The organism is Sorangium sp. So ce131, from assembly GCF_051519095.1.
Lineage (GTDB): Bacteria > Myxococcota_A > Polyangia > Polyangiales > Polyangiaceae > Sorangium.
The window spans coordinates 6624639-6636769 of record NZ_CP150455.1 but is presented as its reverse complement, the minus strand read 5'-3'; the positions used below and the strand labels follow the sequence as shown (position 1 = coordinate 6636769).

Below are 12131 nucleotides of genomic sequence, written 5' to 3'. Positions count from 1 at the left end.
GCGGAAACGTCGTTGCCTGACGCGGGAGCTGAAGAGCGATGTCGATCTCCTTGGTACGAAACAGCTACGGGAAATCCAGGGTGCGGCTGGTCAAGGTCCGCCGCGCCGAGGGGCAGCACGAGCTCACCGACATCGACGTCGACATCCAGCTCGAGGGCGATTTCGACGACGCCTACACCCTGGGCGACAACAGCAAGGTGCTGCCCACGGACACGATGAAGAACACCGTGTACGCGCTCGCCAAGGGCCACCCGGTCGAGCCCATCGAGGACTTCGGCGCGCTGCTCGCCGAGCATTTCCTGAAGAAGGCCCACACCCGCCGGGCGAGGATCACGATCGCGGAGAACGTCTGGTCGCGCATCGAGGCCGGCGGCGCGCCGCACCGGCACGCCTTCGTCCGCGCCGGCCGGGAGCGCCGCACCGCGGAGATCACCGCGGCGGCCTCGTCCGGGATCGACGTCGCCTCCGGCATCGCCGACCTGCTCGTCCTCAAGACCACCGGCTCGGCCTTCTCGGGTTTCCCGCGAGACCAGTACACCACGCTCAAGGAGACCGGAGACCGCATCCTCGCGACCGTCATGGTCGCGCGCTGGCGCACGGCGAGCCGCGACCCGTCCCCCACGGCGACGTGGGAGGGCGCCCGCCGCGCCCTGCTCGAGACGTTCGCCGAGCAGCACAGCCTGTCGGTGCAGCACACGATCCACGCGCTCGCCGAGGCGGTGCTCGCGGCGTGCCCCGCCATCGTCGAGGTAAGCCTGTCGCTGCCCAACAAACACTGCCTGCTTGTCGACCTGGCGCCCTTCGGGCTCAGCAATGATAACGAGATCTTCCTCCCCGTGGACGAGCCGCACGGGCTCATCGAGGCGACCCTGAAGCGGGGTGGATGAGCGCCGCGCGGGAAGGATATCCTCCCGCGCCGCATGGCCCGCGAAGCACCGCCGCCCGCCGCTCGCCCCGCCGACGAGGACGACGAAGAGGACCGCGCCCTCCTCCTGCGCCTCCGGAGCCACTGGCTCCGCCGCTTCGTCGGCCCGCCGCGGACGTACCTCCTGACGCGCTTCGTCCTGCTCCGCCTCCTCGGCTTCGTCTATTTCATCGCCTTCCTCTCGCTCGCCTTGCAGCTCGGGCCGCTCCTCGGCCACGACGGGCTGCTGCCGGCCGACCGGCTCCTCGGGCGCCTGCTCGCGGTGAGCGGCGGCTCTGCCCTCGAGGCGTTCCGCCTGCTGCCGACGCTCTTCGTCTGGCTCGGCGCTTCGGACGGCGTCCTCCACGCCGCGGCGTGGACCGGCGTCGCGCTGTCGCTCGCGGTGTGCGCCGGCGTCACGAACGCGCTCGTCCAGGCCGCGCTCTGGGCGCTTTACCTCTCGTTCGTGCGGATCGGGCAGGTCTTCTACGGCTACGGCTGGGAGCTCCAGCTCGCGGAGACCGGCTTTCTGGCCATCTTCCTCTGTCCGGTGCGCGGCTTCCGGCCCTTCCGGTCGCCGCCGCCGCCCGTCGTCGTGATCTGGCTCTACCGCTGGCTCATCTTCCGGATCATGCTCGGCGCCGGGCTGATCAAGCTCCGGGGCGACCCGTGCTGGCGCGACCTGACCTGCCTCGTCTACCACTACGAGACGCAGCCGGTCCCGAGCCCGCTGAGCTACTTCATCCACCAGCTCCCGCGGCAGGTGCACATGCTCGGCGTGCTCTTCAACCACCTCGTGGAGCTCGTCGTCCCCTGGTTCGCGTTCGGCCCGCGGCCCGCGCGCCACGTCGCGGGCGTGTTCCTGGTGCTGTTCCAGGTGATCTTGATCCTGAGCGGCAACCTCTCGTTCCTCAACTGGCTGACGATCGTGCCCGCGATCGCGTGCTTCGACGACGGCGCCCTCGGGCGGCTCTTCCCGGCGAGGCTCAGGGAGCGCTCCGCGGACCGCGCCGCAGAGCTCACCCCCTCGCGGGCGCACCAGGGCGCCGCGGTCGTGCTCGCGATCGTGGTGCTCTGCCTCAGCGTGGCGCCGGTCTCCAACCTGCTCTCGCCGCGGCAGGCGATGAACGCGTCGTTCGACAAGCTCGCGCTGGTGAACACCTACGGCGCCTTCGGTAGCGTGGGGCGTGAGCGCTACGAGGTGATCCTGGAGGGCACGAGCGACGAGGCGCTGGGCGAGGGGACGCGGTGGCTCGAGTACGATCTGCCGTGCAAGCCCGGGGATGTGCGCCGGCGCCCGTGCCTCATCACGCCGTACCATTACCGCCTCGACTGGCAGATCTGGTTCGCGGCGTTCGGGAGCTACGAGAGCGAGCCGTGGCTCGTGCACTTCATCCACAAGCTGCTCGCGGGGGATCCGGGCGCGCAGCGCCTGCTCGCGAGGAACCCTTTTCCGGGCGCGCCGCCCCGGTACATCCGGGCCGAGCTCTACCGGTACAGCTTCACCCGCGTCGGCGACGGCAGCGGCGCGTGGTGGCGCCGCGAGCGCGTCGCGGAGTACCTGCCCCCGCTCTCGGTCGACGACCCGGCGCTGCTCCACTTCCTCGACCTGCACGGGTGGCCCCACGCCCAGCCGGCGGGCGACCGGGCCGGGGCCACGCCCTGAAGACCCCGGCGCCCAGTTGGGCCTGCGAGCGGCCCTGCAGTCCTATCGTGGCATGAACACCCGGACGCTCCAGGCCTCGAGATCCAGATCGAGGGAGCCCGCCTGGAGGCGCGCGGTCGCGCCGCTCAGGCCGTCCCGCAGGCCGCTGCGGGCGCTGTCGGCGAAGGCCTTCGGGATGACGAGCTTGCGGTTCACCGGCTGATCGCTGAAGTTCAGCACGACGAGCGCGAAGCGCGACGTGTCGTCGCCGTGCCTGAGGTAGGCGAACACCTCGTCGTCGGGGCCGGCGTGGACGGTGACGAGCCCGGGGGAGCGGAGCGCCGCCGTGGAACGCCGGAGCCGGATCAGCCGCTCGTAATGGCGGGCGAGGTCGCCGGCCGCGGGCCGCGAGACCGGCGTGAGGCCGCCGTAGGGCTCGAACTCGGCGCCGAGCTCGTCGAACGAATAGATGCACGGAATGCCCGGGAGCGTCAGCAGCGCCGCCGCGGCGACGCGCGTCAGCCCTGGTCCGTGGCGGGTGATGAACCGGGCGCCGGTGTCGTTGTTGTTGAGGAACCGCAGCGTGCGCTCGGGGCGCGGGGTGCTCGCCGCCGTCGCGGCGAGCGCCGCTCCGAGCCGCGCCGCAATGCCGCGCGGCGCGTCGAACACACCTTCCCAGGCCCAGCGTCCGAGCTCCTCGGTCCAGTCGTAGGCCGCGTCGAACCCGTGCTCCACGTAGTAGGGATCGCGCGCGGAGGCCTCGGCGATCAGCAAGAGCTCCGGGCTCACGCGCCGGAGCTCGGCGGCCCAGGTGGACCAGAGCTCGGGCCGCCGCTGCCGGATGCCCCAGGCGGCGTCGACGCGATACCCGTCGATGCCGAACCGACGCACCCAGTGCAGGGAGACCTCGAGCATCCAGCGCTCGACCTCGGCGCTGTCGTAATTGAGGTTCGGCAGGTGCTCCCAGTCGAAATAGTGGGTGGGCTCCCCGGCGGCGTCGCGATCGTAGAACGTGAACGTATGGGCGCGCGTCTTGCGCTGCTCGGCGTGCTGGAAGTACGGGTGCTCGGCCGAGGTGTGGTTCGGCACGAGGTCGAGCAGCACGCGGAGGCCGAGCCGGTGCGCCTCGCCGACGAGCTCCTCGAGATCCTGGGCTGTCCCGTAGTCGGGCCGCACGTCGAAGTAATCGGTGACGGCATACCCGAAGTCGCCCGGGAGCGTGGCGAAGAGCGGCGACAGCCAGAGCGCGTTCACGCCGAGCTCCGCGAGCGCGGGCAGGGCGGCGCGGACGCTGTCGAGCGGCGGCGCGCCGAAGAAGGGCGGCACGACGCCGTACACGACGGCCTCGTCGATCCATGACGGCGCGCTCGCCGGAGGGAGATCTCCGGGGGGCGCCGCGACGCGCGCGGCGTCGCTGCGTCCGCGCGCGTCGCGCACCCTGAGCTCGTACAGCGCCGGATCGCCAGCGTCGGGCGCCGGCAGCTCGAGACGAGGGCTCGCTCCGAGGGGTTCGGGCGTCGAGAGCGCGTCGGGCAGGCGGAGCCACTCGAAGCCGACGAGCTCGGCGCGCGAGCGCTCGCCGGGCTCGCTGCCCGTCGCGTCGAGGACGAGCCTGCCCTCGGCGAACGACGAGCGGGCGCGGGCCTTGGGCGCGTCGCGCAGCTTGACGTGGTAGGTGACCGGCGGCGACGCGAGGTCGCCCGAGGTGATCTCGCGGCAGTGGGCGGAGATCTCGTTGTCGCCTTCGCGCAGCGGGACATCCGCGAAGAACTGCCGCTCTTCGATCGCCGCGGGGATGACGTCATTGCCCACCCGCACCGCGCAGTCCTCCAGCGTGCCCGGCCCGGCGAGGGCGCCCTGGATCCGCGCGCTGAAGGCCCAGACCTCGGCGTCGTGGGCGTGCAGCTCCAGCCGCGCCTGGGCCGCGGGGGCCTCACGCGGCGTCCCGGCGGGCGCGAGCGACTCGCAACCGGACGCCGCGAGGAGCAGGGCGGCAACCCACACGCCCCCGGCGATCGGCCGCGGGCGCTGCCGCAGGACCGCGGCGCGTCCGGTCCGGAGGTCGATGCCCGCGCCGGGCGAGGCGGCCGGCGCAGAGGGGCACGGGAGCGCGGCGCGCGAGAAAGCTCGGGCGGTCGAGCAAGGGAGGAAGGGTCTCGACATCGTGGGGTGCAGGCAGCGGATGATTGCTGGGGCACAGAATGCCAGGTGTGCTGAACTCACTGGCATTCAGGGCGGAATAGGCACGCGCAGATCGCATCGCGATGCGCCGCATGTCAACTTCAATGAACGGCGCGCTGCGGGAAGCACAGCTCCTTACGCCTGATTTCTTGGATCCCCGGCCGCTGAAATGGCGTGAAATACCCAGACGCACCGCCAGCGCTTACATCGGAGGTGCGGCCTTGATGACCCAAGCGTCCCGCCGCCCGGTCGACCCCGGGTGAACCAGCGTTGAGCCACGTGACACGCCGTCCGCGAGGACGGCGAAGCGGAGACATCCATCATGCAATTCCGTCTGACCCTCGTCCAGAACCTCCCGAACCGCGACCCCTCGGCCTTCACGGTCACGTACACCTTCGCCAACGGACAGCATTCCACCTGGCCCGTCGCCGCGATCGGCCCCGACAAGGACCGGAACGTCCTCGTGGTCGACACGAACGTCAACCTGATCAACCAGCAGAACGTGAAGACCCGCGAGCTGAACGCGCACTACCCGACCGCGCCGACCACCGTCGATATCCAGATCTCGAGCGTGCAGCCCGCCCTCGAGGAGGAGCCGTGCAAGCCCGCGGAGGAGAAGCTCGGGGCCACGGGCTACGCGATCGACATCGCGATGGACCAGAACACCGTCAACGCGCTGAGCAACAGCGGCTATTACCTCTATGGATTCAAGGGCGTGCAGACCACGATGAAGGGCGGCGCGCCGCTCGTCTGGTTCCAGACGGACACCTTCTCCCTCGCCACGCACATCGCCTGGGAGGAGCAGTTCCAGGCGTACACCTCGCTCAGCGCGATCATCCCGAGGGGGCAGATCAAGGCGAGCGCGGCGTACGACATCGACCTGGGCCAGACGCTCCAGGTCCAGGACCCGAAGGGCACCGGGACCGTGGTCCAGGGAGGCACCTCGGGGGCCATCTCCATCCTCAACCAGACGACGACCCAGTTCGCCTGCGGCATCTCGCAGGTGCAGGACGTCGGCGGCACGCCGACCGCCACCCCGCTCTGCGCGTTCCCGCTCTACGGCAACGGGCTGGACGTCATGGCGCCGATCGAGCTCGTGCTGCTGAGCTTCGCCACGCTCCAGATCAACACCGGGACGGTGATCTACAAGGCGTTCAGCCAGGGGATCCTGATCAACCTGACCGGCGTCACCGACCGCGCGGTGAGCTTCGACATCAACAAGGGCTGGAGCTGGGGCGGCGGCGCCTGGGCGCAGACCGTCCAGGCCAACGCCGACATCGCGCCGCTCTTGATCGAGCCTACCTCGTCGCTCTCCGCGAAGACCCTGGAGGCGCGGCAGATCTGACCGCGCCGTACGCCCGCCCGTGTCGCGCCCCCGATCCATGACCTGCGCGGCGGACGCCCCGAGCGGCGACCGCCGCGTGACCATCGCCATGAACGCGGAGACCGTCCGCGCCCTTTCGGCGTCCGGCTTCTCCCTGTACGGGTTCATGGCCGTCGGGGGCTCCGACCGGGCGGGCCTGCCGCTCGTCTGGCTCCAGACGAGCGACTACTCGCTCCACACCGCTGTGTCGTGGACCGAGCGGTTCGAGGCGTACACCACCCTCGAGGCCGTCGCCCGGGGGGCCTCGATCCGCGCCGCCGCCTCGTACCCAATCGCCGCCGGCGAGACGCTCGAGGTGGAGGACCCGAAGGGCATCGGGACCGTCGTCCGCGGCGGCGTGCCCGGCGCCCTCTCGATCGAGAACCGGACGGCGGCCCCCCTCGCGTGTGGCCTCGCGGCGGCGCAGGGCGGCGCCTCCTCGCCGATCTGCGTGTTCCCGCTCCACGGCAACAACCTCCAGATCCTCGTGCCCGTTCGGCGGGTGCTCCTCATGTTCTCGGTGGTGCAGATCCCCCCGGGCACCGCGATCGGGCGCGCCTCCGGCCCGGGCATCCTGATCGATACCGAAGGCGCCCGCGAGCGCGCGGTCGCCTTCGATACCGACGCCGGCTGGAGCGCCGGCGGCTCCACCTGGGCGCAGCAGGTCCCGGCCTCCGCGAACATCGTCCCGCTGCTCGTCATCCCCGTGCCGCTCGATCTGTGATCGAGCCGGCCCCGCACGAGGAGGCGCTGAAATACCGAGAAATACCCCGGCGCGCCCGGCGCTGGTAGGGTCGCCCGCGTCGAGTGGGAGGGGGAACAGGGGCGCCCGAGCGCGCCCCTGCCGGGATCAATCCAGAACATGGAGGCAGAGATGATAGGGAACGCTCACTTCCAGTGCTCCGAGGACAAAGGCGCCGCGCGCAGCTCGCCGCTGCCCCTGGAGGTCGACGGCGGCAACAAGACGACGGTCCAGTACCGCCTCTTCACGATGACATTCGCCAACCAGGCTCAGCTCGCCCAGCTCGCCGTGGTCAACCAGGCGTTCTCGAGCGGCAATGACCAGTTCAACGCCGGCACCGAGTACTGGTATGTGCAGACCGGCAACCTGGCCGACCTCGACTCGCAGGACCTCAGCGTCTCGTTCGTCGATTTCAAGCCGGGGAGCTCCTTCTCGCCGCCCTCGGCCGGGCAGACGTTCAGTCGGCACGATGGAAACGATTGGACCAAGATCACGGCCGATACCAAGGATCCGCTGGCGAATCAGGGCGCCCTGTACAAGGGCACGAGCTCGTCCGGGAACACGATATATATCCGGTTCGTGACGACCCAGAACGGGGGCGCGCTCGACTCCATCACGTGGTACCAGCTCCTCCCCAAGGACAAGGACCCTGCGCGGATCACGCCGAACGGGGCGTTCACCCGGCAAGCCAGCAACGCCGGCGTGACGGCGCCGTCGGGACAGCGTGCGTATTTCAGCACGGAAGACGCCTCGTAACGCGCGTCAGGGCGGCGCCCGCGCCACCCTCGTAGCGCGCGTCAGGGCAGCGCCCGCGCCACCCGGAAGCCGATCGTCGCCCGCCGATCCGACGCCCGGTTGCCGAAGCGGCCCGCGGCCCGGGCGAGCGCGATCGGGCTGATCCACGCCCCGCCACGCACGCTCCGGTAAGCAGGATCGTCCGCCGTCGCGGGCGCGATCGCGCCGCGGTCCCCGACGACCGGCGGCCCCTCCCGCCGCCACGCCTCCAGGCAGTAGTCGCGCACGTTGCCCGCGAGCCCCCGCGCGCCGTACGGGCTCTCGTCGCCGGGGTAGGCGCTCACCGGCCGCCGCGACGGCCTGCGCTCGTGGCTCTCGATCACACACGCGAAGGTCGCGTCGACACGGTTGCCCCACGGAAAGAACCGCCCGTCCGCCCCCCGCGCCGCCTTCTCCCGCTCGATCTCGCCGGGCAGCCGGTAGGCTCGCCCCGTCCGCTCCGCGAGCCAGCGCGTGTAGGCCGTGGCGTCGTGCCAGTCGATCAGCGCCACCGGCCAGTCCGCTTCCCATTGCGCGTCCATCTCGTCTCCGGCCAGGAAGAACGCGCCGGAGGCCTCCTGCACGAGCGCGCGCCGCTCGTCCGCCTCGCCCGACACCCCGACCGAGCGCGGACAGGCGGCCAGCGCGAGCTCCTCGCGGCCCCGGGCGACGAGATCGTTGAGGAACGCGAGGTACTCCCGGTTCGTCACCGGAAAGCGCCCGATCGCGAAGGCGTCGAGCCAGACCCGCCGGCGCGGCAGGCTGTCCGTGGCCTCGGGATCGCCGCCGATCCACGTGTACCCCGCGGGCACGACCACCTCGTCGTCCCCGATCTCACCGCGCCGGGGGAGCCGGATCGGGCGCGGCTCCCGCTCGCCGGGCGGGGCGCCGTCCCAGTGCTCGTCCCGCTCGATCAGCACCGGATACCGCACTTCGCGGCGCCCCTCCGCGCGCACGACGAGCAGGTAGCTGCCCCGCGCGAGCCGCACCTCCCGGATCGGCGTCGGGCCGAGCTCGCCGACCTCCTCCGGCACGAGCCGCCGATCCCGCTCGACGTAGCGGTACAAGGTTGCGCGCGCCCCCGCGGGGTCGGTCACCAGCGTGAGCGCCCCCTCGGCCCGCAGGAAGGCCGCGTGCCGCCCCCGATCGTGGGCCCGGAGCAGCGCCTCGCAGCGGGCCGCCTCCTCGCCCTGGTGGCCGCGCTCGGCCTCGACGAGGCGCGCCCGGTAGTGGTCCGCGAGCGCCGCGTGCGCCTCCGGCAGCTCCGGATCCAGGCTGAGCGCCCCGTGCATCCCCGTGAGCCAGTCCGTCTCGCGCAGCGCCGCCTCGCGCGAGAGGCGCGCGGCCTCGTCCTCCAGCGCCCACACCGGCCGCTTCCGCTCGACCGGATCCAGGCGCTCCACCGACGCGGCCCGCGCGAGCGCCTCCTCGGCGAGCCGCGCCGCGCGCGCGCGCAGCGCCGCGATCGCGGGCTCGGCCGCGCGCGTCCGCTCCACGATCGCGAGCGCCTGCTCCCGCCGCCGCGCCCCGTCGAGGAAGGCCACGATCTCCTCCGCCATGGCCGCGGCGTCCGGGTAACGCGCCCCGATCGACCGCTGCATGGCGCGCTCGCAGATCGCCACGAGGTCGGCCGGGAGCGGGGGCCCCGCGCGCGCCGCCTCGGCGAGCGGCGCCGGGAGCGTCTCGGCCACCTGCAGGAACATGTGCAGCCCGGCCGGCTCGTACGGCGGCCTCCCCGCGAGCAGGTGGTACAGGATGGCCCCGAGCGAGTACACGTCGCTCTCCGGCCCGTGCAGGTGCGGCTGTCCCCGCGCCTGCTCCGGCGGCATGTACGCGGGCGTCCCCAGCACGTCGCCGTCGCGCGTCCGGTCGACCTCCCCCGCGGTCTCCGCCGCGCGCGCCGGCGCCGGCTCGTCCGGCGCGTGATCCGCGACGCGCCGCGCGAGCCCCCAGTCCATCACGAGGACCTCGCCGAGCTCGCCGACCATCAGGTTCGCCGGCTTGAGGTCGCGGTGCACGACGCCCTCGCGGTGCGCGTACGCCACGGCCTGCGCCACGCGGACGAACGCGTCGAGCGCGCGGCGGAACGTCCACCCGGACGGCGCCGGCCCGAACCCCTCCGGCCGCTTCGCGGCGTGGAGCTCCTCGATCACTGCGCCGAACGTGCGGCCCTCGACGGCCTTCATCGTGAACCACAGGCGCCCGTCGTCGAGCTCGCCGCGGTCGTGCACGGCCACGATCCCGGGGTGCTGGAGGCCCGCCGTGATCTCCGCCTCGGCGAGGAAGCGCGCGCGCATGCGCGGGCTGTCCACGTGCTCGAAGTGGAGGAGCTTCATCGCGAGCACGCGCCGGAGGTGCAGGTCCCGCACGCGCCGCACCTCGCCCGACGCGCCGGACGCGATGCGCCCGAGGTCCTCGTAGCGCCCGGGCAGCCGCGCGCGCGGCGGGGGCGCGGCCGGCGATCCGGGCGGCGCCTCGCCCGCGTCGAGGGTGGGGGTCGGCTCGATGCGCGAGGGCACGGCGCAATGATAATCGAGCGCGGCCGATTGCGGCGCGCGGAGGGCGCCGATAGGCTTCGCGGCCGCGATGGGGGCCCTTGAGGAGATCGAGGCGGGGAGGCGGCGCAGCCTCGGGACGCGCTGCCTGATCGGCCGCCACGCGTCGTGTGATCTCCGCCTCGACGACGCGCGGATCTCGGGCGAGCACGCGCTCCTCCGCTGGATCGACGGCCGCTGGGAGCTGCGCGATCTCGGCAGCCGCAACGGGACGTTCGTCGGGGGCCGCCGGCTCTCGGCGGGCGAGCGCGTCGCGCTGGAGCAGGGGGCGGCGGTGACGCTGGGCGGGACGCCGCTCGGGTTCGTGCTCGTGGACGCGTCCTGCCCGCGGGCATGCGCGCGCCACGTGAAGACCGGGGAGCTCCGCGCGGCCGAGGGCGGGGTGCTCGCGCTGCCCAGCGAGGCCGAGCCCGCGGTGACCATCTACGAGGACGCCGCCGGCCGCTGGATGGCCGAGCGCGAGCACGCGACCGAGCCCGTCGCGGACGACGAGCTCGTCGTGGTGGGCGGCGAGGCCTTTCGCCTGGAGCTCCCCTCGGGCACGAGCGCGACGGTCGAGAGCGCCGCGGGCGTCGCGCTCGACGCGGTCGCGCTGCGCTTCGCGGTGAGCCGCGACGAGGAGCACGTGGAGCTGACCGTCATTGCCGGCGACCGCGCGATCCCGCTCGCGCCGAGGAGCTACCACTACCTCCTGCTCACGCTGGCGCGCCTCTGGCTCGCGGAGGAGGGCGCGCCGCCCCGCGACCGCGGCTGGGTGGATCGGAAGACGCTCTGCCGCATGCTGGCGACCGACGAGCTGAAGCTCAACGTGGACATCTGCCGCGCGCGCAAGCAGCTCGGCGCCCTCGGCATCCACGGCGCGGCCGCGATCGTGGCCCGGCGGCCCGGTACCGGCCAGATCCGGATCGGCGTCGAGCGGATCACGGTGACGTCGACCTGACCGCGCGCGGGGGCCGCGAGGCTCGCGCGCCCCGCGCGCTCTTTGCCCCCCGCGCGTCGCCGCCGGCGCGTCCGCCCTCGCGCCCCTTTCCCCGGGCCTCGCCGTAGGGCCGGAGCTCCTCCAGGAGGAAGCTCCACACCGCCGCCACGCGCGGCACCTCGCGCATGGCGCGGTGGCCGACGAGCCAGAGGTCGTTCGACGGCCACTCCGCGGCGCTCCTGGCGAGGGTCTTCGCGAAGCGCACCGGCGCGAGCGCGCGCGAGGCGAGGTAGGGCGCCGGCACGAGCACCACGCCGAGGCCGGAGGCGGCCGCCGCGAGCTGCGCGCCGACGTGGCTCGTGCGCAGCACGACCTCGGCCCCGCTCGCGTGGCGCCGCAGCCACTGGCTCGGGCCGAAGCTCGCGTAGTCGTGATCCCAGTCGATCCAGGGCAGGCTGGACCAGCTCGCGACCCGGCCGAGCCGCCTCGCGTGCGCGGGCGACGCCGCGACGATCCAGCGCGCGGTCAGGATCTTGGTGATGATCAGCTCGGCGCCCTCGGGCGGCACCGAGCGCAGCGCCAGATCGGCCTCGTGGCGCGTGAGGTCGAGCACCCGCGTCGAGGTGTCGAGCTCGATGCGGAGCTTCGGGTGCCGCGCGCGCAGGCGCACCAGGGCCGGCGCGATGAACACGTCGGCCATGCCCGGCGCGACGCTCAGCCGCACGACGCCCTCGGGCTCGGTCTCCACGCTGTGCGCGTCGCGCACGAGCCGCGCGTGGGCCGCCTCCACGGCCTCGGCGGCGGGCAGCACCAGCTCCGCCAGGTGGGTCGGCAGGAGGCCGCCGCGCGTGCGCTCGAACAGGCGCCCGCCGAGGGCCTCCTCGAGCGCCGAGAGCCGCCGGCTCACGGTGGAGGTGTCGAGATCGAGCCGCGCGCCCGCCTGGCCGAGGCTCCGGTGCCGGTGCACCGAAAGGAAGATGCGCACGTCGTCCCAGCGCCCCGCGGAGAGGTCTTGCACTTTTGCGCTCATTGATTGCGTTTATGGGTG

The 12131-nt window shown here is 72.9% G+C and carries 9 protein-coding genes; 6 read left to right on the top strand and 3 right to left on the bottom strand.

The genetic code is table 11. The annotated features are described in order from the left end of the window. The first annotated feature begins 38 nt into the window (after positions 1–38). Together pucL and WMF43_RS24230 are read left to right on the top strand one after the other, a co-directional pair. A complete protein-coding gene (gene pucL / locus WMF43_RS24235) occupies positions 39–887 on the top strand; it encodes a factor-independent urate hydroxylase (protein WP_437683516.1) in 849 nt (282 codons plus the stop codon). Positions 888–920: 33 nt separating this feature from the next. Then, the gene (locus WMF43_RS24230; protein WP_437683515.1) at positions 921–2570 is read left to right on the top strand and encodes a lipase maturation factor family protein; all 1650 of its coding nucleotides are present in this window, start codon (positions 921–923) and stop codon (positions 2568–2570) included. Positions 2571–2612: 42 nt separating this feature from the next. Here WMF43_RS24230 and WMF43_RS24225 read toward each other — a convergent pair whose 3' ends face one another. Then, the gene (locus WMF43_RS24225) at positions 2613–4712 is read right to left on the bottom strand and encodes an alpha-amylase family glycosyl hydrolase (protein WP_437683513.1); all 2100 of its coding nucleotides are present in this window, start codon (positions 4710–4712) and stop codon (positions 2613–2615) included. Between the two features lie 340 nt (positions 4713–5052). Between WMF43_RS24225 and WMF43_RS24220 the strand changes: the two genes are divergently transcribed. The 3 genes from WMF43_RS24220 to WMF43_RS24210 all read left to right on the top strand — a co-directional run bounded on the left by WMF43_RS24220 (position 5053) and on the right by WMF43_RS24210 (position 7591). Further along, on the top strand, positions 5053–6075 hold the full coding sequence (locus WMF43_RS24220) for a hypothetical protein (RefSeq protein ID WP_437683512.1): 1023 nt from the start codon (positions 5053–5055) through the stop codon (positions 6073–6075). 37 nt (positions 6076–6112) lie between these two features. After that, on the top strand, positions 6113–6817 hold the full coding sequence (locus WMF43_RS24215) for a hypothetical protein (RefSeq protein WP_437683510.1): 705 nt from the start codon (positions 6113–6115) through the stop codon (positions 6815–6817). A gap of 150 nt (positions 6818–6967) precedes the next feature. Then, the gene (locus WMF43_RS24210; RefSeq protein WP_437683509.1) at positions 6968–7591 is read left to right on the top strand and encodes a hypothetical protein; all 624 of its coding nucleotides are present in this window, start codon (positions 6968–6970) and stop codon (positions 7589–7591) included. Between the two features lie 41 nt (positions 7592–7632). Here WMF43_RS24210 and WMF43_RS24205 read toward each other — a convergent pair whose 3' ends face one another. After that, positions 7633–10128: a bifunctional serine/threonine-protein kinase/formylglycine-generating enzyme family protein gene (locus WMF43_RS24205; RefSeq protein ID WP_437683507.1), complete on the bottom strand. Its 2496-nt coding sequence runs from the start codon at positions 10126–10128 to the stop codon at positions 7633–7635. A gap of 67 nt (positions 10129–10195) precedes the next feature. Here WMF43_RS24205 and WMF43_RS24200 point away from each other — a divergent pair, with 67 nt between their 5' ends. Continuing rightward, positions 10196–11104 (top strand): FHA domain-containing protein, encoded by a 909-nt coding sequence (locus WMF43_RS24200; RefSeq protein ID WP_437683505.1) that lies wholly within the window; start codon positions 10196–10198, stop codon positions 11102–11104. On the opposite strand, the gene WMF43_RS24195 is transcribed toward WMF43_RS24200, so the two are convergent. Continuing rightward, a complete protein-coding gene (locus WMF43_RS24195) occupies positions 11085–12101 on the bottom strand; it encodes a LysR family transcriptional regulator (protein ID WP_437683503.1) in 1017 nt (338 codons plus the stop codon). The genes WMF43_RS24200 and WMF43_RS24195 overlap by 20 nt on opposite strands. Positions 12102–12131 lie beyond the last annotated feature (30 nt).